Source organism: Janthinobacterium sp. 75, assembly GCF_004365495.1.
Lineage (GTDB): Bacteria > Pseudomonadota > Gammaproteobacteria > Burkholderiales > Burkholderiaceae_D > Janthinobacterium.
This window is the reverse complement of sequence record NZ_SORD01000001.1, coordinates 2181210-2205182: the sequence shown is the minus strand read 5'-3', so window position 1 is coordinate 2205182 and position 23973 is coordinate 2181210. Positions and strand designations below refer to the sequence as shown.

Genomic DNA, 23973 nt, shown 5'->3' with positions numbered 1-23973 from the left:
TCCCGCACCGCTTCCCACCGCCGCTGCCCGCAAGAGTAGCGGCGGCTTTATCTTCCCTGGAAAAATATGGCCACTAAAAACCGTTTTTCATCGAAATCGTCATCCTCTTCGTCGCTGGTGCCCTGGCTGGGCATTGCCGCCATCGTCATCCTGTTCGACCAGATCACCAAGATCACGATCCTGAAGACTTTCCGCTATGCGCAAGAGATGGTCATCACCTCGTATTTCAACCTGGTGCTCGCGTATAACAAGGGCGCCGCGTTCAGCTTCCTGTCCGACCAGGGTGGCTGGCAGCGCTATTTCTTCACCGGCATCGCCCTCGCGGCGGCCATCTACATCATTTATTTGCTGAAAAAGCACGCCGGCCAGCGCATGTTTTGCTGGGCCCTGGCGCTGATCCTTGGCGGCGCACTGGGCAACGCCATCGACCGCCTGATCTACGGCCATGTGGTCGACTTCCTCGACTTCCACTGGAAAAGCTGGGGCCACTTCCCCGCCTTCAATATCGCAGATAGCGCCATCTGCATCGGCGCGGCCCTGTTCATCATCGATGAACTGCGCCGGGTAAACAAATAAACAAGCAGGAGAACGGCATGGAATTGTCCGGCAAAAAAATCGTCCTGGGACTTTCGGGCGGCGTCGCCTGCTACAAGGCGGCGGAACTGTGCCGCGCCCTGACCAAGGCAGGCGCCTCGGTGCAGGTGGTGATGACGGATGCGGCCAGCCATTTCATCACGGCCGTGACGATGCAGGCCCTGTCGGGCCACCCCGTGCACACGAGCCAGTGGGATGCGCGCATAGACAACAACATGGCGCATATCGATTTGACGCGCCATGCGGATGCCATCCTGATCGCACCGTGTTCGGCCGATTTTCTGCGCAAACTGGCGCATGGCGTGTGCGACGACCTGCTGTCGACCCTGTGCCTGGCCCGCCCTGCCCACCTGCCTTTGCTGGCGGCGCCGGCCATGAACGTGGAAATGTGGCAGAACCCCGCCACGCAGCGCAATGTGCAGCAGCTGCGCGACGATGGCATCAAGCTGTTCGGCCCGGCCGCCGGCGAACAGGCGTGCGGCGAAGTTGGCCTGGGCCGCATGCTGGAGCCGGAACAGCTCTTGACGGAGCTGATCGCCGCCTTCCAGCCGAAAGTGCTGGCGGGCAAGCGCGTGCTGGTCACGGCCGGTCCCACCTTTGAAGCCATCGACCCTGTGCGCGGCATCACCAATCTGTCCTCGGGCAAGATGGGCTATGCGGTGGCGCGGGCGGCGCGCGAAGCGGGCGCCGAAGTGCTGCTCATTTCCGGCCCCACAGCCCTGGACGCGCCATTCGGCGTGCGCCGCATCGATGTGCAAAGCGCGCAGCAGATGCATGATGCGGTGCTGGCCCACGTCGACGGCCAGCATGTCTTCGTCGCCGTCGCCGCCGTGGCCGACTGGCGCGTGGCCAACGCCAGCGAACAGAAGATGAAAAAGCAGGCTGACGGCTCCGTGCCCGAACTGAAGTTTGCGCAAAATCCCGATATCTTGGCCACTGTAGCGGCACGCACCAACCTGGCCGGCTATCCCTACTGTGTGGGCTTTGCGGCCGAATCGGAAAACCTGGTGGAGTTCGGCTCGACCAAGCGCGAAAAAAAGGGCATCCCCTTGCTGGTCGGCAATATCGGCCAGAATACGTTTGGCCAGGACGACAACACCATCATCCTGTTCGACGAGGAAGGCCATACCGTGCTGCCGCGCGCCTCGAAACTGAACCTGGCGCGCCAGCTGATTTCGGAAATCTCGAAACGCCTGGCAAAAAATTCGCTCCTCAAGTAACCCTTTATACGACTTAGCTTAGTTAGTTAGATTAATGAAAAATATCGACATCAAGATCCTCGACGCCCGCATGAAAGAACTGCTGCCGGCCTACGCCACGCCAGGCAGCGCGGGGCTGGACCTGCGCGCCTGCATCACCGAGGCCATCACCATCGAAGCGGGACAGACGGTGCTCATTCCCACCGGCCTGTCCATCCACATCGGCGACCCGTCGTATGCGGCCATGATCCTGCCGCGCAGCGGCATGGGCCACAAAAACGGCATTGTATTGGGGAATCTGGTAGGCTTGATCGACTCCGATTATCAGGGCCAGTTGATGGTATCGACCTGGAACCGGGGCCAGAGCGCTTTCACGCTCAATCCCATGGAACGCCTGGCACAGCTGATTATCGTGCCGGTGCTGCAAGTGGGCTTTAACGTCGTCGAGGAATTCGGCGACAGCGAACGCGGTGTTGGCGGTTTCGGCAGCACCGGCAAACATTAAGGATTGTCTTATGCCAGGTTTTCGCCATCTGCTCCCAGTCAAGACTTCGCTGCGCCATCTGGCCTCGCCATTGCTGGTCGCTTGCGTTGCGCTTCTCTCTGCCTGCACCACGCCGACGACGAATGGCAACGGCCCGTTCAACGTCGTGCCCGCACCCGATGCGCCGGCCCTGACGGCGCAGCAAAAGGCGGCGCAGGAAGAACTGGTGAAGATGGTGGCGCTGCAGGACCGCCTGTCGAAAGTCTCGGCGCCCCTGCTGATCAACAATGCGGACCTGTGCAAGACGTATGCGCGCAACCTGCTGGGCTTCACGGCGCAGAATAAGTATTCCTACCCGGGCATCTATGCCGACGCGGCACAGGCAGCCCTCGGCTACGGCGAACAGATGCAGGTTTCGGGCGTGCTGCCAGGCAGCGGCGCCGCGCGCGCCGGCTTGCGCAAGGGTGACGGCTTGCTTGCCGCCGAAGGCAAGCCGCTGCCCGCCGGCCCGAAAGCGGAAGGCCCGTTCGGCGCCATCGTCGGCCCGCTGGCCTCCAAGAGCGCCAGCCTGAACATGACCATCGCCCGCGACGGCCAGCAGCAGGATCTGAAAATTCCCGTCACGCGCGCCTGCGCCTTCCGCGTCGCCCTGGGCAATGCGGACAATATCAACGCGTATTCGGACGGCGCGCGCATCATGCTCACGCGTGGCATGGTCAATGCGGCGCAAAATGACGAAGGCATCGCCTTCGTCATCGCCCGCGAAATGGCGCACAACATCCTCGACCACCCGCGCAGCCAGCGCACGGCAGGCACGGCCGGCAGCATCATCGACAGCCTGGGCGCCGTGCAGCCCGACGTATCGATGCTGACGGGCGCCGCCGGTATCAAGGCCATGCCGCAGGAACTCGACGTGCAAGCCGACACCCTGGCCATCTATCTGCTGGCGCGCGCCGGCTACAACGTCGACAACGCCGCCCGCTTCTGGCAGCGCATGGCCACGCAAGTGCCGGCCACGGTCGCCAACGGCTACACGGCCCTGCATCCGGGCACCAACTCGCGCATGGCTGCCATCAACCGCGCCGTCACCGACGTGCGCGCCAAGCAGGCGGCAAAGAAGCCGCTCAAGCCTTAAGCACGGAGGCGCCTGACAAAACCAAGTTTGCTCAGGCGCCGGGGAAATTCGGGAAGTAGGTGCCCATAATCCAAGTAAGAGCGCCGCAGAACACCACGGCTAAAAACAGGACTATGAGCAGCTTGCCGAACTTGGGAATACCCTCTTCTTGCGTCTTGACTTCATTTGACATGAAAATTCTCCGCAGGGTGGTGGAACAGGTAGTATATCCACAATCTTGAATACTATTCCATACTTTGCCGCAAACATGCGGCATCACTCTCGCGGCCCATGGACAGCATCGACCTTGAAGTTCTGAAAACCAGCGCCGCCTGGCTCGCCGCCGGCCACCGCTGCGAACTCGTCACCGTCATCAAGACCTGGGGCTCCAGCCCCCGCCCCGTGGGCGCCACGCTGGCCATCTGCGACGATGGCAAGGTGGTCGGTTCCGTGTCCGGCGGCTGTATCGAGGATGACCTGATCGACACCGTCCGCGTGCACGGCATCGTGCGCACTCTGCCGGACGTCGTCAGCTACGGCATCAGCGCCGACGAGGCGCACCGCTTTGGCCTGCCCTGTGGCGGCACCATCGAACTGGCCATCGAGCCGCTGCATGCGGGCAGCGGCGTGGCCGAACTGCTGGCGCGCCTGGAAGCGCATGAACTGGTCGAGCGCCGCCTCGACTTGCGCAGCGGCGTCGTCACCCTGCAGCGCGCGACACCGGGCGCCGTGCTGGCCCTGGAAGATGGCATACTCACCACGCAGCACGGCCCGCGCTGGCGCTTGCTGATCATCGGCGCCAGCCAGCTGTCGCGCTTCGTGGCGCAAATCGCCACGGCCATGGATTACCACGTCATCGTCTGCGACCCCCGCGAGGAATACAGCGGCGGCTGGAACGTGCCCGGCGTACCGCTGCTACACGCCATGCCTGACGACCTCGTGCTGGATTTGAAGCTCGACAGCCGCAGCGCCGTCGTCGCCCTCACGCACGATCCCAAGCTCGACGACCTGGCCCTGATGGAAGCGCTCAAATCCCCGGCCTTCTATGTCGGCGCCATCGGCTCGCGCGCCAACAACGCCAAGCGCCGCGAGCGGCTGCTGCAGTTCGACGTCAGCGCGGAACAGCTGGCGCGCCTGCACGGCCCCATCGGCCTGTATATCGGCAGCAAGACCCCGGCCGAAATCGCCATTTCCATCCTGGCCGAGCTGACTGCAGTCAAAAACGGCGTGCCCGACGCCCTGCAGATCCAGCACGCGGCGGCCTTGACGCCACCCGGCACCGATATCTGTGCGCGCTAAGGCAGAAAGCAAGAAACGGGATGCCCCAGCATCGCCCTCCTGATACCGTCCCTGACTTTGGCCCACCATGACCCTGCTGCACTGGACCCTCCCCCTGCCCGCCGGCTACCGCCGCGACGATGTCATCGCCTTCCACAGCCGTGACACGGAAGCCGTGGCCGAACAGCTCACGCCGACGGGCCTGCGCAAGGGTATCCTGCTGCAAGGGGTGCCTGTCGTGCTGGATGTGGCGTTCACGGACGATGCCGCTATCTGCCAGGCCGAGATCGACGACAACGACAATACCGTCGCCGATCGTCGAGCGCCCCTGCACGGCGCGCTGCTCAACATCCTCGGCCTGCGCATCGATCCGCAGCCATTCGCCCAACTGGCCGCCAGCGATCCGCTGCTGGCGCCTTTGATCCGCGTCAACCCAGGCTTGCGCATCGTGCAGTCGGCCAGCCCCTTCGAGGCGCTGACCTGGGCCATCATCGGCCAGCAGATCAACCTGTCGTTCGCCATTTCCCTGCGCCGCACCTTCATTTTGCAGGCGGGCCGCAGGCACGGCAGCGGTTTGTGGTGCTACCCGGAGGCGCGCGACGTGGCGCAGCTATCCGTCGAGGACTTGACGAGCCGCAAATTTTCGCGCGCCAAGGCGGAAACCGTGCTGCGCCTGGCGCGCCTGGTCGATGAGGGCGCACTGTCGCTTGAGTTGCCGGCGTCCGGCGACGTGGCGGCGATCTCGCAGGCACTGCTGGCCGTGAAGGGCATTGGCCCGTGGACCGTCAATTACGCGCTGCTGCGCGGCTACGGCTACGCCGACTGCTCGCTGCATGGCGACGTGGCCATTCGCGCTGCCCTGCAAAAGCTGCTCGGCGAAGAGAGCAAGCCGGACATGGCGCGCACGGAACAATGGCTGCGCCAGTACGCGCCGCACCGCACCATGGCCGCGGCCCACCTGTGGGCCAGCCTGCATGCGCCGGAAAAAAATAATTCGCCAGAGCGGGAATAAACGGCGAGCGGCCAACGTCTATCCCTTGCAAGCCCTCAAAACCTCAAGGAGACCATCATGCGCTTTACTACTTTTGCCGCCACCGCCCTGTTTACCGCCTTGTCCGCCCCGCTGGCTTTCGCCGCCGACGTCATGCCCGCCAACGGCATGCTGGTCAACGCCACAGGCATGACCGTGTATGTCTTCGACAAGGATGTCGCCGACAGCGGCAAGAGCGCCTGCAGCGGCGGCTGCCTGGTCGCCTGGCCCGCCGTCATCGCCACGGACGCGACGCCCGCCGCGCCGTATGGCAGCATCAAGCGTGAAGACAACGGCGCCATGCAGCTGACCTACAAGGGCAAGCCCCTGTACCTGTACAAGGAAGACAAGAAGCCGGGCGACGTCGCAGGCGACAATTTCAAGAACGTGTGGCACGTCGTCAAGCCTTAAGCTACCCGCCCCCTCTCCACGATGACCATGCAAGAGGACAGCCGCCAGTTGCAAGCGTGCCTGCCAGGCCTGCGTCGCTATGCGCGCGCGCTGGTCGGTCCCCTGCACGCGGACGACCTGGTGCAGGACACCGTGGAGCGGGCCTGGCGCAGGCTGGCACAGTGGCAGCGGGGCAGCGAAATGCGCCCCTGGCTATTCTCCATCATGCACAACCTGCACGTGGATCACTTGCGCCGCCCCGGCCTGGCGCTGCAGGAACTGGACGATGACACCCTGCTGCACGCCCCGGAGCACGCGCCGGGGCAAGCGATCGCCATCGGTGAAATGGATGCGGCGCTGGCTCGCTTGCCGCTGGGACAACGCGAGGTCATCCTGCTCGTCGCGCTCGAACAGATGCCGTATGAGCAGGTGGCGGCTACGCTGGACATCCCCGTCGGCACCGTGATGTCGCGCCTGTCGCGCGGACGCGACAAACTGCGCACCCTGCTCGATGGCCGCCCTGCCGGCAGCCAAGGCAGCGGCCCACCCACCCTGAAAGTCGTGAAATGACAACGCAAGCCATCAGCGAAGCGCAATTGCACGCCCTGGCCGACGGCGTCCTGCCCGAAGACCAGCGCGCGGCCATCGACGCCCACCTGCGCGCGCACCCCGAGGACGCCGCCAGGGTGGACGCCTGGCGTGAACAGAACCAGCAATTGCGCGCCCTGTTCGACCCGATGCTGGAAGAAACCTTTCCGCCGGCCTTGCTGCAAGCAGCGGCCCCGCCGGCGGCCAACCAAGCCTGGTACAGCCACGCCATGCAGGCGGCAGCAGCCATCGTGCTGGTGTTCGCTGGCGGCATGGGCGGCTGGCTGCTGCGCGGCGATGGAGGCGACATGCGGGTCGCCAGCGCCAGCCCCCTGACCCTGGCGCGCAGCGCCGCCATCGCCCATGCCGTCTACACGCCCGAGGTGCGCCACCCCGTGGAAGTGGGGGTGGAGCAAGAGGCGCACCTGGTGCAATGGCTGTCGAAACGCCTGGGCAGCACCTTGCGGCCGCCTGTGCTGTCGCCGCTCGGCTATCACCTGATCGGCGGCCGCTTGCTGCCCGGCGATGGCGACGGCCCCGTGGCACAATTCATGTATGAAGAGGGCACTGGCAAGCGCCTGACCCTGTACGTGGCCAAGGAGCGGGCCGGCAAGCAGGAAACGGCTTTCCGCTACACGCAAGAAAAGGACTTGAGCGTTTTTTACTGGATTGACGGCCAGCTCGGTTATGCCCTCTCGGCGAGCCTTCCCAAACAGGCGCTGGGCAAGATAGCCGACGCCGTGTATACGCAGTTGGAACAGCCTCGATAAGTACAGGTTAGCCCTTATGACAGCACCGGCGCGCGCCGTTGTGCGCGTGCGCCGGCCAGGTGGATGCAGCCGGCCACCAGGCCCAGTACGACACCAAACACCGCCACCCCCATCCAGCCATAACGCTGCATCAGCCAACCGCTGGCCGCGACGCCGGCGGCGCCGCCGATGAAGGTGGCCGTCATGTACAGGCTGTTGATGCGGCCCTGTGCAGTCGGATCGACGGCAAAGGCGCGCGTCTGGTTCGCTACCAGCGCAGCCTGCACGCCGATGTCGAGCACGATCACGCCGATCACCAGCAAGGCCAGCGACGAGGCGGCGCCCGCCAGCAGCAGGTAGGACAGCGTCACAATGGCGATGCTCAGGCCGATGACCGTGCGCGAACCCAGTCTGTCAGCGGCCCTGCCACCGAGGGTGGCGGCCAGCGCGCCGGCCGCGCCGATGATGCCGAAGGCGCCGGCCCAGGCGCTGCCCAGGTGCCATGGGCCGTTGGCCAGCAACGACGCCAGGTTGACCCAGAACGCATTGAAGCATGCCCACAACAGCGCCTGGATCAGCATGGCTTCGCGCAGGGGGCGATGGTCGCGCGCCAGAGGCCACAGCGATGCCAGCAAGCGCCCGTAAGACAGGTCCGTGCCGGGTTTCCCGCGTGGCAGCAAGGCGGCGGCCGCGATCCACACGGGCACCATGAACGCTGCTTCCATGGCGTACACGACGCGCCAGCCCCAGGCATCGCCCACCACGCCGGCGACCGTGCGTCCCAGCAGGATGCCCACCATGATGCCGCTGACCACCGTCCCGACGGAACGGCCGCGCTCACCGGGTGGCGACATGCTCGCGGCGAGCGGCACCAGTTGCTGCGGCACGCAGCTGACGATACCCAGGCCAAACGATGCAACGATCAGCGCCCAGATGCCGGGCGCCAGCGCCGCCGCCAGGGCGCAAACGAAGGCCAGCGCGATCTGCCCCAGTACCAGGGTGCGCCGGTCGAATCGGTCGCCCAACGGCAGGAGCAGGGCCAACCCCGTGGCAAAGCCCAGCAGCGCCGCGCCGGCGACCAGATTGACGGCCGCCAGGTCGACGCCCAGGCCGGACTGGATCAGGGGCAGGATAGGCTGGGTGCAATAGATGTTAGTGATCACCGCGCCGGCGATCACCGCCATCATGAGGATCTTGCCGCGCGGCGCGGGCGTCACAGTGTGTACATTGGGCGGGGGATTGGGCGTGGGGCGCATGGCGCTGTCCTTTCTAATTGCCGCGGCAACATGCCGCAGCGAAGGAGACCAGCTTATCTACTTGCACCTGCAAAGAGAATCCCATAAGATTGAGAATCATTCTTCCAAATATTGATAGGCTGTCTATGAGAACAGGATGAGAACAAACCATGGATAGGTTGGAATCGATGAGCATCTTGCTGGCGGTGGTGGACGCGGGCAGCCTGTCGGCCGCCGCGCGCCGCCTCGGCATGCCGCTGGCCACTGTCAGCCGCAAGGTGGCGGCGCTGGAAACGCACCTCAACACGCGCTTGCTGCACCGTACGACACGCCAGTTGTCGCTGACGGAGGCCGGCCTGTCCTACGTGGCCGCGTGCCGCCGCATCCTCGAAGAGATCAGCGAAGCGGAGCGCACGGCGACGGGCGAATATGCGGCCCCGAAAGGCGAGCTGACGATCACGGCACCCGTCGTATTCGGACGCCTGCACATCGTGCCCGTAGTGGCGGCGTTTCTCGCCCACTATCCGGATATCGAGATCAAGCTCGTACTGACCGACCGCGTCCTGCATCTGATGGAAGAGCAGGTCGACGTGGCAGTGCGCATCGGCGACCTGCCCGACAGCAGCTTCATGGCGACGCGGGTCGGCACCGTGCGCCGGGTCGTCTGCGCCAGTCCCGGCTACCTGGCCACGCATGGCGCGCCAACTGCGCCGGGCGACCTGGCGGCGCATGCCTGCATTAGCTTCGAGGTGCTGGAATCGCGGCGCGCCTGGGTCTTCGGCACGGGCAAGGCTACGCAGTCCGTGCCCGTGCACTCGCGACTCGCCGTCAATACGGTGGACGCGGCGATTGCCGCAGCCACCCTGGGCGCGGGCGTGATCCGCGTGCTATCGTATCAGGTCATGGACGCCCTGCGCGACGACAGGCTGCGCATCGTGCTCGCACCGTTCGAAGCGGCGCCCTTGCCCGTCAGCCTGCTGCACAAGGGACAAACGCCGCTGCCGTTGAAATTGCGCGCCTTCCTCGATTTCGTCACGCCGCTGTTGCGCGCGGTGGAACTGAACTTCAGCCCAGCGCGCGTTTGAGTTCCGCATACGCGTCGACCAGTCGCTCCTTTGAATAGCAGCGATTGAGGCCACTGGGATTGGGCAATATCCACACGCGCGCTCCGCCGAAGCGCTCTGGCTGTTCGCCCCACTCCAGCTGGCGTTTTCCCGTCATCGCCGCGTAGGCAGCCTTGCCCAGGAAGGCGATCCACTGCGGCTGCATCAATACCAGTTTATGCTGCAGGCCCGCCGCCGCTTGCGCGAACTCCTCCCCCCCCACCTGGTCCGCGCGGCTGGTCGGGCGCCCGACGGCCGCAGTCAAACCCAGTCCGAAACCGAGCACACTGGCATCGTCTTGCGGCGACACCAGGTGCGGCGTGAAGCCGGCCAAGTGCAGCACGGGCCAGAAGCGGTTACCACGGCCGAGAAAATGGTGGCCGGCCGCCGCCGCGTCCACGCCGGGATTGAGGCCGCAAAAAACCACTTGCAAGCCGGGCGCCAGGATGTCCGGCAATCCTTGCGCCGGTGTCATGTGTACCATAGAAAATTCCAATATCAGGAGCCGCAGTATAGAAGACCTTGCGCCGGCATGTGCCAGCCTGGCCTGCCGCCACCGGTCCCACGCCCTGCAGCGCAGGACGGCTGGTGCTACCATCCCGTACTGATGCGCTCATCCGTTTGGCGGATGGCCGTCGCGCTTCCCCGTACCATCCCCACCCCGAGGAATAAACATGACGACCCTGACCATCAATGGCAAGCAGCACGACCTAGCCCTGCCTGACGACACGCCCCTGCTGTGGGCCCTGCGCGACGAACTGGGCATGACCGGCACCAAATTCGGCTGCGGCATGGCCCTGTGCGGCGCCTGCACCGTGCACCTCGATGGCGACGCCATCCGCTCCTGCGTGACGCCCGTATCGGCCGCTGCAGGCAGGAAGATCACCACCATCGAAGCGGTGGGCGAAGACAAGGTCGGCCTGGCCCTGCAGCAAGCCTGGCAGGAACACGGCGTGCCTCAATGTGGCTACTGTCAGGCAGGGCAGATCATGTCGGCCACGGCCCTGCTGCACAAGACGCCAGCGCCGAACGACCGGCAGATCCGCGAAGCGATGAGCGGCAACATCTGCCGCTGCGGCACCTATACGCGCATCCACGCGGCCATCAAGCAGGCCGCGACCAGCATCAACGCGAAAGGAGCGGCCAAATGAGCATCCTTGAGAATATCTCCGTCCCCGCTTCGCCTGCGCGGCGCAACTGGCTCAAGGCCGCCGGCGCGCTGGCCGGCCTGACCCTGGTGGCCGGCCCTTCCGGCCTCGTGATGGCGGCCGACGCCGTCAAATACGGCGGCGACAATATGGCTGGCGGCGTGGTCGACGACACCCTGGTCTTCCTGTCGGTCGGTGCCGACGGCATTGTCACCATCGTGGCGCACCGCTCCGAAATGGGCCAGGGCATCCGCACCAGCCTGCCCATGGTCGCTGCCGACGAACTGGGCGCCGACTGGGCGCAGGTGCGCGTGCAGCAGGCGCCCGCCGACGAGGCGCGCTACGGCAGCCAGGATACGGACGGTTCGCGCAGCATGCGCCACTCGTTCCGCGCCATGCGCCACGTGGGCGCCACGGCGCGCCTGATGCTGGAAACGGCGGCGGCCGTGCGCTGGGACGTGCCCGTGACGCAAGTCAAAGCCACCAACCACGCGGTCGTGCATGCGGCCAGCGGACGCTCGCTGTCCTTCGGCGCGCTGGCCGAAGAAGCGGCCAAATTGCCAGTGCCGCCGCGCGCGCGCATCAGCCTGAAAACGGCGGGCGAGTTGCGCTACATCGGACAAACCAGCACGCGCGGCATCGACCTGCATGACATTGTCACGGGCAACACCCACTTCGGCATAGACACGCGCCTTGATGGCATGGCGTATGCCGTCATCGCCCGTCCTCCCGTATTTGGCGGCAAGCTGAAAAGCGTGGACAAGACGGCGGCGCTGAAAGTGCCTGGCGTGCTGCGCATCGTCGAACTGGCGGGCAGTCCGCCGCCGGCCATGTTCAATCCGCTGGGCGGCGTGGCCGTCATCGCCAGCAACACCTGGGCCGCCATCAAGGGCCGCGAAGCGCTGGTGCTGGAATGGGAGGATGGCCCGAACGGCAGCTACGATTCGAAGGCATTCCGCAAGACGCTGGAAGCGGCCGTGCGCCAGCCGGCCAACCCCGCGCGCGACCAGGGCAAGACTGTGGACACCCTGGCCGCCGCTCCCGCCGCGCGCAAATTCAGTGCCGAATACTATCTGCCACACCTGGCCCACGCCACCATGGAGCCACCCGCCGCCACCGTGCGCATCGCCGATGGCAAGGCAGAAGTGTGGGCCTGCGTGCAGGCGCCGCAGGCCACGCGCAGCAACGTGGCCAAGGCACTGGGCCTGGCGTACGACGACGTGACCGTGCACGTGACCCTGCTGGGCGGCGGCTTCGGGCGCAAGTCGAAACCCGATTTCGCCGTCGAGGCGGCGCTGCTGTCCAAGGCCATGGACGGCGCGCCCGTCAAGCTGACGTGGACGCGCGACGACGACCTGCAGCATGACTACCTGCATACGGTGTCCGTCGAACGGCTGGAAGCAGCGCTGGACGCCAAAGGCATGCCGACGGCCTGGCTGCACCGCACGGCCGCGCCCACCATCACCTCGACCTTTGCCGCCGGCGCGAACAAGCAGGCGCCGTTCGAGCTGGGCATGTCGGCCATCAACGTGCCGTTCGCCATTGCGAACATCCGCGTCGAAGTGCCGGAAGTGCCGGCCCACACGCGCATCGGCTGGTTCCGTTCCGTGTCGAATATCCCGCACGCGTTTGCCATCCAGTCGTTCACGGCCGAACTGGCGCATGCGGCAAAGAGGGACCACCGCGACTACCTGCTGGCATTGCTGGGCCCCGCGCGCAAGATCAACCCGGGCGACCTGTCCGATGCCTGGAACTATGGCGAAGACCCGGCGAAGTATCCGGTAGACATCGGCCGCATGCGCCACGTGATCGAGCTGGCGACAGCCAAGGCGGGCTGGGGCCGCAAGCTGCCCAAGGGACGGGGACTGGGACTGGCCGTGTCCTACAGCTTTGTCACCTATGTGGCGGCCGTGATCGAAGTGGAGATCAACGCGGCCGGGGAAGTCATCGTGCCCAGGGTCGATATCGCCATGGATTGCGGACCGCAGATCAACCCGGACCGCGTGCGCTCGCAGATCGAGGGGGCCTGCATCATGGGCCTGTCCCTGGCCATGAGCGGCGAGATCAGCTTCAAGAATGGCCGGGTCGAGCAAAGCAATTTCCACGACTATAGCGTGCTGCGGGCCGCCGACGCGCCACACGTGATCCACACGCACCTGGTACCGGGCACCCTGGACATGGAGCTGGGCGGCGTGGGCGAACCGGCAACGCCGCCCATCGCGCCCGCCCTGTGCAACGCCATCTTCGCGGCCACGGGCAAGCGCATCCGCGCCCTGCCCGTGGGCATGCAGCTGGCGAAGAAAGCCTAGGACCTAGACGCGCCGCGCGGCGGGCAACTGCAATAACAGCGCTAGGGCGGCGACAAAAGCGGCGGCCGCCGCCAGCAGCCACATGGGCCAGTCCAGCAGGAGCAGCAAGCCGCCTGCGGCGGCGCCGATGGCGCTGCCGAGGTACAGGGCCGATTCATTGAGGGCGATGGCCAGGTTGCCATCGCCCTGCCGCGTGCGTGCGGCCAGCAACTGCTGGTTCTGCGGCACTTGCAGGGCCCAGCCAGCCGCGCCCCACAGCGCAATCGGCGCCAGCATCAGCCACGCCGACCAGCCGGCCGCCAGCGGGAGCGCGCACAGGGCCAGCGCCAGCAGCAGCAAAATGAACCAGCTCAGCTTCGGCGCCGCCATCTTGTCCGCCCACGGCCCCACCAGCACGCTGCCCGCGATGCCACCCGCGCCCCAGGCCCACAGGAAGGGCGTGGCGGAAATCGGCGCACCGTGCGCGGACCATGCCAGCAGCGGCGCAATAAACGTGTACATGCCCAGGCTGGCAATGGCCGCCAGCAGCGACACGAGCAGGATGGCCAGCACCTGCCCGTCGGCAAGCAAGGCCAGCTTGCGGCGCAGCGAGATTGCCGGCACTGCCGGCAACGCGGGCAGCTTCCACAACAAGCCCGCCAGCGCCAGCGCACCGAGGATGGCGACCAGCCACAGGGCCGCGGCCCAGCCCAGCTGCTGCGCCAGCAACAAGCTCAATGGCACGCCCAGCACCGTGCCGCCCGCCATGCCGCCCATGATCACACCGATGGCCTTGCCCCGCTGCTGCGGCGCCGACACGCCCGCCGCCGCCGCGATGCCCAGCGCCAGATAGACGCCCGCACCGATGCCGGCGATGGCGCGCCATGCCAGCAAACCGCTGAAACCAGGCGCCAGGGCGCTGGCACCGTTCGCCAGCACGAACACGGCCAACGCCCACAACAGGCCGGCGCGCTGCGCGCGCGCCGGCAGCAGGGCCACGGCCAGGGGCGAACCGAGGCCATAGGCCAAAGTAAACGCCGTCACCAGTTGCGCGGCCATCGCCAGGGAGACTGAAAATGCGCTGGCAAGCATCGGCATCAGGCCCGCCGTCACATACGACGCCATGCCCAGCGCGAACGCGCCCATGGCAATCAGGTAGACGGTGGCGGGCAGCGCGGTGGTGGCAGGCGCTACGGCACTGGAGGAGGAAGAATCAGACATGGGCACGCTTTCAGGAAGAAAGCTGGCATTCTGGAATACAATATAAACAATTACAATTTAACTGTTTATGCTATTACTGATAGCAACAGGCTCACAGGAAAGACCGCACCATGCGCACTTTGGCCCGCACCCGCCACGAACTGGCCGCCTACCTGCAGGCGCGGCGTGCGCGGCTGTCGCCCGAAGATGTCGGCCTGCCCGGCGGCGGGCGGCGCAGGACGCCAGGTTTGCGCCGCGAAGAGGTGGCGGCGCTGGCCGGCGTGGGGCTGACCTGGTACACCTGGCTGGAGCAGGGGCGCGACATCGGCGTCTCCAGCACCTTCCTCGACAAGCTGGCGCAGGTGCTCAAGCTGGATGCGGGCGAGCGCCGCCACCTGTTCCTGCTGGCGCATGCGCGTCCACCGGCAGAAGAGGGCAAGACATTTTGCGTGGTGCCACCGCTGGTGCGCCGCTTGATGCACGAACTGGCGCATCCGGCCTATGTGCTCAACTTGCGCTGGGACGTGCTGGCGTTTAACGGGGGAGCCGATGCCCTGTTTGGCTTCGGCGCGCATGCTGCCTCAGGCCGCAATCTGCTGTGGCTGCTGTTTACCGATCCGCTGCTGCGCTCTCGCATCGCCGGCTGGGAAGAGCAGGCGCCGCTGATGCTGTCGAGCTTTCGCCGCGACTACGCGCGTGCCACGCAGGAAGCCGATATCCACGCGCTGGTGGAAGACCTGGAAAAAGTGTCGCCCGAGTTCAAGCTATGGTGGCGCCGCCACGACGTGCACGCGCCGTGCGCCGGCGTGCGCCAGCTGAACATCGACGGCGAGGAGCTTGCCTATGAGCACACTTCGCTGACCATCGATGCGGACCGCCATTTGAGGCTGGTGGTGTATGCACGCCAGGCGCAGGAGTAAACACTAGCGCACAACGAAAAAACCGCTGACCCTCTTGCGAGGAGCCAGCGGCTTCGAATTGGTTGCGGGGACAGGATTTGAACCTGTGACCTTCGGGTTATGAGCCCGACGAGCTGCCAGACTGCTCCACCCCGCACTTGAATTATATACCAGATTGTTGCGCGGCGTAAAGGGCATGATTTGACAATGTCATTCCCGCCCCGCCTCGCAGAGTGTGGCTTGGGCTAGAAATGGAAAAAGCCGCTGATCTTTTGCAAGAGTCAGCGGCTTTCCGGTATTGGTTGCGGGGACAGGATTTGAACCTGTGACCTTCGGGTTATGAGCCCGACGAGCTGCCAGACTGCTCCACCCCGCACTCGAATTATAAGGGCAAACGGGCGACTTAGGCAATAGCTATCTCACCTTGGACTGCAATAGAGCCATTTAATGAAAAAATCTGGCCAATTGCCGGTTGGCATTGTGTCCGCCCGCCATGCCACGGCGCGCGCAATCGGTGTACAGTAAGCGTTACACTAGCGACTAAGCCCATGCCATCCCTTTTCCAAGCCAGCCCATGAAATTCTGCTCCGAATGTGCCCATCCTGTCAGCCTGTCCATTCCGGAAGGCGACAACCGTCCACGCTATGTCTGCACCAACTGCGACGCCATCCATTACCAGAACCCGAAAATGGTGGTCGGCTCGATTCCCGTATGGGAAGAGGATGGCCAGCTGCAGGTCTTGCTGTGCAAGCGGGCCATCGAGCCACGCCTCGGTTACTGGACGCTGCCGGCCGGCTTCATGGAAAACGATGAAACGACGTCCGACGCGGCCGAGCGCGAAACGGTGGAGGAAGCGGGCGCCAATATCGAGCTGGGCCCCCTGTTTTCGCTGCTCAACGTGCAGCGCGTGCACCAGGTGCATTTGTTCTACCTGGCGCGTTTGCGCGACCTCGATTTCGCACCGGGCATCGAAAGCCTGGAGGTGCAGCTGTTTACGGAAGCGCAAATTCCCTGGGATGACCTGGCCTTCCCCACCATCCGCGCCACCCTGGAACTGTACTTTGCCGACCGCGTGAAAATCCGCGAAGGCGGCAGCTACGGTGTCCATACAGGCGACATCACGCGCCCGATGGCGCGTACGGATGCCGAGTAAGCCTCCACCAACTGCCACCTTTATCGCCGCATGATTCCCTGGCTCGACATCCACACCCCGTTCCCCGACGTCTCGCGCGCCCTCACCGATGAAGCGCCCGGCCTGCTGGCGGCCGGCGCCGACCTGTCGCCCGCGCGCCTGCTCGACGCCTACCGGCACGGCATCTTCCCCTGGTTTTCCGAAGGCCAGCCCATACTCTGGTGGAGCACCGATCCGCGCATGGTGCTGAAGACGGAGGATTTCAAGGTCTCCGACAGCCTGCACAAGGCCATCCGCAGGGTCGAGCGCAGCGCCGCCACGGACGGGCACTGGCAGCTGCGCTTCGACGGCGATTTCGACGCCGTCATGCGCGCCTGTGCGGCGCCGCGCAAGGATGGCCCGGGCACCTGGATTTCCGAAGAGATCATCGCCGGCTACACGGGCTTGCACAAACTGGGTTACGCGCATTCGTCGGAACTGTGGCTGGACGGCGAACTGGTGGGCGGCGCCTATGGCGTATCGATCGGGCGCATGTTCTATGGCGAATCGATGTTCGCGCGCGTCTCGGATGGCTCGAAGATTGCGCTGGCGCAACTGGTACGCTTTTTAAAAGCACGCGGCGTGACCATGATTGACTGCCAGCAAGAAACAAAACACCTGGCCTCGCTGGGCGCAGCGCCCATTTCGCGCGCGCGCTTCCTGGCCCATGTACGCGTCGCCATTGAAGCAGCGCAAATCACCGACTGGCATGCTGCACCACCGGCATAAAAAAGTTATGATAGCTTCACACAGACATCCATTGCTGCGGCCAGACCAGACAGGATCAGCATGACGCACCTGAACGAACTACCGTTTGCCACCTTGCAGTTCTACACGACGGCGCCCTACCCGTGCAGCTACCTGGACGACCGCCAGGCCCGCTCGCAGGTGGCCACGCCTTCGCACCTGATCAACAGCGACGTGTATTCGGAACTGGTGCGTAACGGCTTTCGCCGCAGCGGCATTTTCACCTACCGCCCGTATTGCGACGGCTGCCAGGCCTGCATCCCCGTGCGCGTGGTGGCGCAATCCTTCACGCCCAACCGCAACCAGCGCCGCGCCTGGAGCCGGCATGCCGACCTGCAGGCGGGCGTGGCCACCCTGTCCTTTCTTGACGAGCACTACGAGCTGTACCTGCGCTACCAGAGCACGCGCCACGCGGGCGGCGGCATGGACCAGGACAGCCGCGACCAGTACGCGCAATTTTTGCTGCAAAGCCGTGTCAACACGCGCCTGGTGGAATTCCGCGAGCCCGATGGCACGCTGCGCATGGTCAGCATCATCGACGTGCTGGCCGATGGCCTGTCGTCCGTCTACACTTTTTTTGATCCCGACGTGCCGGGTGCCTCATACGGCACCTACAACGTACTGTGGCAAATCGCCCAGGCGCGCGAACTGAACCTGCCGTATATCTACCTGGGTTACTGGATCGCGCAAAGCCCGAAGATGGCCTATAAAATCAACTTCAAGCCACTGGAAGCGCGCATCAAAGGGCAGTGGGTAATCCTGTAACCCCGGGGTCAAGCAATGGTGTCGGATTACGCTTCGCTCATCCGACCTACAGGGTGAATCGAACAGTGCAAGGCAGGTCGGATTAGCGCAAGGCGCGTAATCCGACACATTGTTGGCGGCACACGTCGGATTACGGTGCTTCGCGCCTAATCCGACCTACTTGCTCTTGTCCGGAAACGCCGGACGCTTGGGCTGCACGGGCGGGTTCTTCGCCAGTTCGGCCCGAATCACCTCGATCGCCTTTTCCAGCTGCGGATCGCGGCCGGCGATAACGTCGGCTGGCGTCTGCTCGACTTCGATATCGGGTGGCACGCCTTCGTTTTCCACGCCCCAGCCGTTTTCGCGCGTCCAGAAGGCAAGGTTGGGTGCAGTGATGAAGCCGCCGTCCATCAGCACGGGAAAGCCCAGCACGCCCACCAGGCCGCCCCAGGTGGCCTTGCCGATCAGCGGGCCCATGTTGTTTTTGCGGAACATCCACGGCAGCAGGTCGCCGCCCGAGCCGGCCGTCTCGTCGATCAGCATGGCGCGCGGCCCCTGGATGGAGGCCGACGGCGTCTTCATGTCGGCGCCGTAACGCATGGTCCACCATGCGATTTCCTTCTTCTGCAGGATCTCGATATAGTAATCGGCCACGCTGCCGCCGCCATTGAAACGCTCGTCGACGATGATGGCCTGCTTGTCCGCCTGCGGGAAGAAATAGCGCTTGAAGTAGGTGTGGCCCAGGCCTGCCGTATTGGGTACGTACACGTACGCCACCTTGCCGCCGGTTGCCGCATTGACCTTGCGCATATTGCCTTCGATCCAGTCGCGGTTGCGCAAGGCATCCTCCGTCGGCACGGGCACCACGGTAATCGTGCGCGCGCCCTTGCCGTCGGCCGATGGCCCCACCGTCAGATCGATGGCTTTGCCAGCCGTGTTTTCAAACGCGCTGTACAGATTGGTGGGCGGCAACAAAGGACGGCTATCGACGGCCAGCAGGTATTCGCCCGCCTTCACATTCAGGCCAGGCTCCGTCAGCGGCGCGCGCAGGGCCGGGTTCCAGTTCAAGCCGCCATACACCTTCTTGAAACGGTAATGGCCGTCGCTGACCTCGTAATCGGCGCCCAGCAATCCCCCCGGCACCTTCTTCGCCTCGATAAAATCGTCGCCGCCGCCACCGCGGTGGTGGCCCACGGCCAGTTCGCTGCACATCCACTGGATCAGGCGGTTCAGGTCGGCGCGGCTGGACAGCTCGGGCAGGAAGACGGCGTACTTGTCGCGCATGGCCTTCCAATCCACGCCATGCATGCCCGGATCATAGAAATAGTCGCGGTTGATGCGCCACACTTCATTGAAAATCTGCGTCCATTCGGCGCGCGGATCGGCTTTCACTTCGATGGCGTCGACCTTGATCTTGCCCTCCCCCTGCGCCAGCAGCTTGCCCGTGGCGGAGCCCATGGCCCAGTTGTCCTTTTGACGGTACAGCAGCTTCTTGCCGTCGGCCGACACTTCGAAATCGTCGGCCTCAGCCACCACGGTTTCCGCCTTGCGCTCCTTCAAATCAAAGCGCTGCACGGCCTTCTTGCCGTCGCTTTCGCGCAGCAGGAATATCTGCCCCGCAGCGCCAGCGGCCAGGCTGGAGAACTGCGCGGCCGGCAGCGGCAGATCGACGATGCGCGTGGCGATGCCGTCAAAATCGATGGCTATCGGCGCCACCGGCGCCACGGCCACTTTCGGATCGTCGCGGCCCGTCTTCGGATCGACCTTCGGTTCGCTCTTCGCTTCCGGTTCCGCCTTCGCCGTGTCTTTTTTACTCTCTGCGCTGGCGGCTTTCTCTTCGTCGCTTTCCTTGATCAGGGGCGACGGCAAGTCGCGCCGCAGCACGGCCATCCACACGGTGCGCGTCACCAGGTTGTCTTCATTCTGCTGCGAGAACCAGTTGTTGCTGGGGCCTGCATTCGTCGAAGCGAAGAAGTACAGGTATTTGCCGCTCTTGTCGAACACGGGTTCGGCCACGTCGGACAGGCCATCGGTCACAGGCATCGACTTGTTCTGCTCCACGGAATAGATATACGCGCTGCGCGTGTAGGTAGGCGAATTGAGCGTGTAGGCCAGCCAGCGCGAATCGGGCGCCCACGAGGCGCGCATGCTCTTGTCGACGCCATACATCGGTTCTGTGGCGACCTTTTGCAGCTTGCCCGTGCCGACGTCGATCACGTACATGCTCCAGCCATTGTCGGCAAAGGCGATCTTCTTGCTGTCGGGCGACCAGACGGCGTTGTCGTAAAAGCCGCTGCCATTGAGCTTGAATTTTTTCACCGCGCCCTTGCCGTCCTGGGGCCGCACATGCAGCGCGTATTCGCCCGACTCGTCCGAGAAATACGCGACAGAGCGGCCATCGGGCGACCAGATGGGCGTGCGCTCGTGGGCGCCGGCCGTCTGCGTCAGGTTGCGCACGTCGCCCTTGTCGGCGGGGATGGTGACGATCTCGCCCCGATATTCAAAGGCGACCCTGGCGCCCGATGGCGAAATCGACGCGTCGCGGATGTATTTCGCGTTCTTGACCCAGCGGGGGCGCGTCTGCCCCAGGTCGCTGGCCACGGCGATACTCAGCTTGCGCGCCTGGCCGCTGGCGATGTCAAACGAGTGCAGATAGCCAGCCTGCTCGTAGACGATGGTGCCATTCGCCGCAGAGGCATTCAGTACGGGGAAATCCGCATGCTGCGTCAGCTGGCGCACGGCCTTGGTCTTCACGTCGTAGGCAAACAGGTTGAATTCGCCGTTGCGGTCGGAGCGGAAGTACACGGTGTCCTTGATCCACATCGGGTCGACGTCGTTCGAGCGCGTGGTCGGCTGGGGGATTTTCTCGATGGATTTATCGCTGGACGAAAACAGCCACAACCAGGAATTGGTGCCGCCCCGATAACGCTTCCACTGCTTGAAAGCGGGCATCAGGGGGTTGTACGCAATGCGCTTGCCGTCCGGAGAATACGTGGCGCGCGATGCGTTGGGGATTTCCAGCTGGGTTTCTACTCCGCCCGTCACCGGCACCGTAAACAGCTTCTGGAAGCGGTTGTTGAAGGCGGCGCGGGGCGAAGTGAACATTACGGCCTGGCCATCGGGCGTGAACGATTGCGCCAGGTCAACGCCTGGGTGGAAAGTCAGGCGGCGTGGCACGCCGCCCGCCGCCGCGATCACATACACGTCGACATTGCCGTCGATGTTCGCGCTATACGCGATCTGGCTGCCGTCGGGCGAGAAGACGGGATTGGACTTGTCGCCCAGGTCGGAAGTGAGGCGCCGCGCGCCGCCGCCGTCCAGGTTGGACAGCCACAGATCGCCCGCATAGATGAAGGCGATATGCCGGCTGGAAACGGCCGGTTCGCTCAGCATGCGGGTGTCTTGCGTATTGGGCAGGGCCAGGGCCGGGTGGCTCAGCAGCAGTGCGCTGGCGGCCGCGATGGCCGTCAAGATGCGTGTCTTTTTCAATCGATGTCTCGCTTATGAAGTCAACAGAACAGAGAAGAAACAGGAAAGTCCAAGGTCGAATGCAAATTATCAAGATCTCAATATTGCATTTCACCAACAGGAACTATACACCCGGCAGCCGCGCGGAACACGGTAAAATACGGCACTTATTTCGCGCGCAGCCAGCCCTCCCCGGTAGCCCGCACACCTACTCAAAGCGCCCCATGTCTGAAAAATTCCTGTACTCCCTCGCCCGCCCGCTGCTGTTTTCGATGGATGCCGAAGCGGCCCACCATCTCACCCTGCCCGCCCTGAAACGCGCTAGCGCGCTGGGCCTGACGAAGCTGGCCGGCAAACCTGCCGCCGACCCGCGCACGGTGATGGGCATCACCTTCCCGAATCCCGTGGGGCTGGCAGCCGGCTTGGACAAGGATGGCGCCTACATCGACGCGCTGGCCGACCTGGGTTTCGGCTCCATCGAAGTCGGTACCGTCACACCGCGCGCACAAGCGGGAAATCCGAAACCGCGCATGTTCCGCCTGCCGCAGGCGCAAGGCATCATCAACCGCATGGGTTTTAACAATGGCGGCGTGGACGCGTTTGTGGCGAATGTGCAGGCGTCGAAGTTTTACCAGGACCGCGCCGGCGTGCTGGGCCTGAACATCGGCAAGAACGCCGACACGCCCATCGAGCGGGCGGCCGACGACTACCTGCTGTGCCTGGAAAAAGTCTACCCCTACGCCAGCTATGTGACGGTGAATATCTCCTCGCCGAACACCAAGAATCTGCGCCAGCTGCAGGGCGCGTCCGAACTCGACGCCCTGCTGTCGCAACTGAAGGAAGCGCAGGCGCGCCTGGCGGACAAGCACAAGCGCTACGTGCCGCTGGCCCTCAAAATCGCGCCGGACATGGATGGCGAGCAGGTGAAAAGCATCGCCGAGTCGCTCACGCGCCACCGCATCGACGGTGTCATCGCCACCAACACGACCCTGTCGCGCAGCGCAGTGGAAGGCATGCCGCACGGTGCGGAAGCGGGCGGCCTGTCGGGCGCGCCCGTGTTTGAGCTATCGAACAATGTCATCCGCCTGCTGAAGGCGGAACTGGGCGACGCCCTGCCCATCATCGGCGTGGGCGGCATCATGCAAGGCAAGGATGCCTTGGCCAAGTTCGAGGCGGGCGCGCAGCTGGTGCAGCTGTACAGCGGCCTGATTTACGCCGGTCCGGCCTTGATCAAGGATTGCGCCCGCGCGCTGCGCGGCAAACAGCCAGCATGATGGATAAGGTCAGACTCGGCTCCAGCAGCCTGGAAGTCAGCAGGATCTGCCTGGGCACGATGACCTTCGGCGAACAGAATTCGGAAGCCGAAGCGCACAGCCAGCTCGATTACGCGCTGGAACGGGGCATCAACTTCATCGACACGGCGGAGATGTACCCGGTGATGGCCAGCGCGCAGACGCAAGGCAGCACGGAACGCCATATCGGCAGCTGGCTGAAGAAAAGCGGCAGGCGTGGCGACATCGTGCTGGCCAGCAAGGTGGCCGGGCCGAACTCGCGCATGCACTGGATACGCAAGGGCAAGACGGACCACGACGCGGTCAACATCCGCGCCGCCGTCGAAGACAGCTTGCGCCGGCTGCAGACGGAGCACATAGATCTGTATCAATTGCACTGGCCCAGCCGCAACCTGCCCATCTTCGGCGCCAGTGTGTATAACCCCCGCAAGGAACATGCCTCGGTGGCCATCGAAGACACCCTGGCCGTGCTGGGCAAGCTGGTCGAGGAAGGCAAGATCGGCCACATCGGCGTGTCGAACGAATCGTCGTGGGGCGTGTGCGAATACATCAAGCAGGCGGAACTGAAAGGCTTGCCGCGCATCGTATCCATCCAGAACCTGTACAACTTGACGGCGCGCCATTTCGAGACAAGCCTGCTCGACGAAACCTGCCACCGGGAAAATGTAAGCTTGCTGGCATACAGCCCGCTGGCGTTCGGTCAGCTGACGGCGAAATACCTCGACGATCCACAGGCCAAGGGCCGCCTGACGCGCTTCCCGGCCGGCTGGAGTCCCCGCTACGTGCGCCCCGCTACCATAGCTGCGGCCAGCCAGTATGCGGCGCTGGCCCGCGCGCAAGGCTTGAGTCCGGCGCAACTGGCGCTGGCCTGGTGCTACTCGCGCTGGTTCGTGGCCTCGACCATCATCGGCGCCACCAGCGTGGAGCAGTTGCAGCAAAATATCGATGCCCATCAAGTCACCTTGTCGCCGGAACTGGTGGCGGCCGTCGACGCCATCCACGCCAGAGCGCCCAATCCGGGACAGTAAGCAAGCGCGCTCCGCCTGGCGGTGCATGCCGCCGCCAGACTCCCCTCTCTCATCGCACATAGTCGTATTTATACAACAGCCATCAATTTACTGCTGTGCAGCATTGCAGCCTTGCTATGCCCGGTCGTATGCTGGAAATGAGGCCATATGCGCTACTCGCGCCATTTCGACGTCTTTCAGATATTTATTACATATCGATAGACAGAACGATTCGTAAGCACGCC

23 protein-coding genes and 2 tRNA genes are annotated in these 23973 nt (G+C 64.4%); 18 read left to right on the top strand and 7 right to left on the bottom strand.

From position 1 onward, the window contains the following. The first annotated feature begins 66 nt into the window (after positions 1-66). Genes lspA through C8C89_RS10035 form a run of 4 tightly spaced genes read left to right on the top strand, consistent with a single transcriptional unit; the run spans position 67 to position 3412 of the window. Positions 67-576, top strand: a complete 510-nt coding sequence (gene lspA / locus C8C89_RS10050) for a signal peptidase II (protein ID WP_101482446.1) — start codon at positions 67-69, stop codon at positions 574-576. A 17-nt stretch (positions 577-593) separates the two neighbouring features. Continuing rightward, the gene (gene coaBC / locus C8C89_RS10045; protein WP_133989704.1) at positions 594-1814 is read left to right on the top strand and encodes a bifunctional phosphopantothenoylcysteine decarboxylase/phosphopantothenate--cysteine ligase CoaBC; all 1221 of its coding nucleotides are present in this window, start codon (positions 594-596) and stop codon (positions 1812-1814) included. Between the two features lie 34 nt (positions 1815-1848). Beyond that, a complete protein-coding gene (gene dut, locus C8C89_RS10040) occupies positions 1849-2298 on the top strand; it encodes a dUTP diphosphatase (protein WP_133989701.1) in 450 nt (149 codons plus the stop codon). Between the two features lie 10 nt (positions 2299-2308). Next, positions 2309-3412, top strand: a complete 1104-nt coding sequence (locus C8C89_RS10035) for a M48 family metallopeptidase (protein WP_133989699.1) — start codon at positions 2309-2311, stop codon at positions 3410-3412. A 31-nt stretch (positions 3413-3443) separates the two neighbouring features. Here the strand turns inward: C8C89_RS10035 and C8C89_RS26940 are convergent, their stop codons facing one another. Then, the gene (locus C8C89_RS26940) at positions 3444-3584 is read right to left on the bottom strand and encodes a hypothetical protein (RefSeq protein WP_162835767.1); all 141 of its coding nucleotides are present in this window, start codon (positions 3582-3584) and stop codon (positions 3444-3446) included. A gap of 98 nt (positions 3585-3682) precedes the next feature. Between C8C89_RS26940 and C8C89_RS10030 the strand changes: the two genes are divergently transcribed. The 5 genes from C8C89_RS10030 to C8C89_RS10010 all read left to right on the top strand — a co-directional run bounded on the left by C8C89_RS10030 (position 3683) and on the right by C8C89_RS10010 (position 7447). Beyond that, complete coding sequence (locus C8C89_RS10030; RefSeq protein ID WP_133989697.1) at positions 3683-4690, top strand: XdhC family protein; 1008 nt, start codon at positions 3683-3685, stop codon at positions 4688-4690. A gap of 67 nt (positions 4691-4757) precedes the next feature. Next, positions 4758-5681, top strand: coding sequence for a DNA-3-methyladenine glycosylase 2 (locus tag C8C89_RS10025; protein ID WP_133989695.1), 924 nt, complete (start codon positions 4758-4760; stop codon positions 5679-5681). Between the two features lie 57 nt (positions 5682-5738). Then, complete coding sequence (locus C8C89_RS10020; protein WP_133989693.1) at positions 5739-6110, top strand: hypothetical protein; 372 nt, start codon at positions 5739-5741, stop codon at positions 6108-6110. Positions 6111-6137: 27 nt separating this feature from the next. Next, on the top strand, positions 6138-6659 hold the full coding sequence (locus C8C89_RS10015; protein WP_133989691.1) for an RNA polymerase sigma factor: 522 nt from the start codon (positions 6138-6140) through the stop codon (positions 6657-6659). Next, positions 6656-7447: an anti-sigma factor gene (locus C8C89_RS10010; RefSeq protein WP_133989689.1), complete on the top strand. Its 792-nt coding sequence runs from the start codon at positions 6656-6658 to the stop codon at positions 7445-7447. The genes C8C89_RS10015 and C8C89_RS10010 overlap by 4 nt, the downstream gene beginning before the upstream one ends. 14 nt (positions 7448-7461) lie before the next feature. On the opposite strand, the gene C8C89_RS10005 is transcribed toward C8C89_RS10010, so the two are convergent. Then, entirely contained in the window at positions 7462-8682 is a 1221-nt protein-coding gene (locus C8C89_RS10005; RefSeq protein WP_133989687.1) for an MFS transporter, read from the bottom strand. 149 nt (positions 8683-8831) lie between these two features. Between C8C89_RS10005 and C8C89_RS10000 the strand changes: the two genes are divergently transcribed. Continuing rightward, positions 8832-9746: a LysR family transcriptional regulator gene (locus C8C89_RS10000; protein ID WP_180338520.1), complete on the top strand. Its 915-nt coding sequence runs from the start codon at positions 8832-8834 to the stop codon at positions 9744-9746. On the opposite strand, the gene mug is transcribed toward C8C89_RS10000, so the two are convergent. Further along, positions 9727-10239 (bottom strand): G/U mismatch-specific DNA glycosylase, encoded by a 513-nt coding sequence (mug, locus tag C8C89_RS09995; RefSeq protein WP_133993274.1) that lies wholly within the window; start codon positions 10237-10239, stop codon positions 9727-9729. The genes C8C89_RS10000 and mug overlap by 20 nt on opposite strands. A 199-nt stretch (positions 10240-10438) precedes the next feature. On the opposite strand from mug, the gene C8C89_RS09990 reads away from it, so the two are divergent. After that, the gene (locus C8C89_RS09990) at positions 10439-10915 is read left to right on the top strand and encodes a (2Fe-2S)-binding protein (protein WP_101482456.1); all 477 of its coding nucleotides are present in this window, start codon (positions 10439-10441) and stop codon (positions 10913-10915) included. Continuing rightward, entirely contained in the window at positions 10912-13221 is a 2310-nt protein-coding gene (locus tag C8C89_RS09985) for a xanthine dehydrogenase family protein molybdopterin-binding subunit (RefSeq protein ID WP_133989685.1), read from the top strand. Before C8C89_RS09990 ends, C8C89_RS09985 begins: the two co-directional genes overlap by 4 nt. Before the next feature lie 3 nt (positions 13222-13224). Here C8C89_RS09985 and C8C89_RS09980 read toward each other — a convergent pair whose 3' ends face one another. Then, positions 13225-14421 carry an MFS transporter gene (locus tag C8C89_RS09980; protein ID WP_133989683.1) on the bottom strand — a complete coding sequence of 399 codons (1197 nt, stop codon included), beginning with the start codon at positions 14419-14421 and terminating at the stop codon, positions 13225-13227. 110 nt (positions 14422-14531) lie between these two features. Here C8C89_RS09980 and C8C89_RS09975 point away from each other — a divergent pair, with 110 nt between their 5' ends. After that, complete coding sequence (locus C8C89_RS09975; RefSeq protein ID WP_101482459.1) at positions 14532-15320, top strand: helix-turn-helix transcriptional regulator; 789 nt, start codon at positions 14532-14534, stop codon at positions 15318-15320. A 59-nt stretch (positions 15321-15379) separates the two neighbouring features. On the opposite strand, the gene C8C89_RS09970 is transcribed toward C8C89_RS09975, so the two are convergent. Together C8C89_RS09970 and C8C89_RS09965 are read right to left on the bottom strand one after the other, a co-directional pair. Further along, positions 15380-15456, bottom strand: a tRNA-Met gene (locus C8C89_RS09970). A 142-nt stretch (positions 15457-15598) separates the two neighbouring features. After that, a tRNA-Met gene (locus C8C89_RS09965) sits at positions 15599-15675 on the bottom strand. A 198-nt stretch (positions 15676-15873) separates the two neighbouring features. Between C8C89_RS09965 and C8C89_RS09960 the strand changes: the two genes are divergently transcribed. From C8C89_RS09960 to C8C89_RS09950, 3 genes are read left to right on the top strand one after another with little or no spacing between them, the layout of a single operon-like run. After that, positions 15874-16452, top strand: a complete 579-nt coding sequence (locus C8C89_RS09960) for an NUDIX hydrolase (RefSeq protein ID WP_101482460.1) — start codon at positions 15874-15876, stop codon at positions 16450-16452. 30 nt (positions 16453-16482) lie between these two features. After that, positions 16483-17199, top strand: coding sequence for a leucyl/phenylalanyl-tRNA--protein transferase (gene aat / locus C8C89_RS09955; RefSeq protein ID WP_133989681.1), 717 nt, complete (start codon positions 16483-16485; stop codon positions 17197-17199). 60 nt (positions 17200-17259) lie between these two features. Next, positions 17260-17982, top strand: coding sequence for an arginyltransferase (locus tag C8C89_RS09950; protein WP_101482462.1), 723 nt, complete (start codon positions 17260-17262; stop codon positions 17980-17982). 156 nt (positions 17983-18138) lie between these two features. Here C8C89_RS09950 and C8C89_RS09945 read toward each other — a convergent pair whose 3' ends face one another. After that, positions 18139-21450 (bottom strand): S41 family peptidase, encoded by a 3312-nt coding sequence (locus C8C89_RS09945; protein WP_133989679.1) that lies wholly within the window; start codon positions 21448-21450, stop codon positions 18139-18141. Between the two features lie 203 nt (positions 21451-21653). On the opposite strand from C8C89_RS09945, the gene C8C89_RS09940 reads away from it, so the two are divergent. Together C8C89_RS09940 and C8C89_RS09935 are read left to right on the top strand one after the other, a co-directional pair. Next, positions 21654-22703: a quinone-dependent dihydroorotate dehydrogenase gene (locus C8C89_RS09940; RefSeq protein WP_101482464.1), complete on the top strand. Its 1050-nt coding sequence runs from the start codon at positions 21654-21656 to the stop codon at positions 22701-22703. Beyond that, the gene (locus C8C89_RS09935) at positions 22703-23749 is read left to right on the top strand and encodes an aldo/keto reductase (RefSeq protein WP_133993272.1); all 1047 of its coding nucleotides are present in this window, start codon (positions 22703-22705) and stop codon (positions 23747-23749) included. The genes C8C89_RS09940 and C8C89_RS09935 overlap by 1 nt, the downstream gene beginning before the upstream one ends. The last annotated feature ends 224 nt before the right edge of the window (positions 23750-23973 follow it).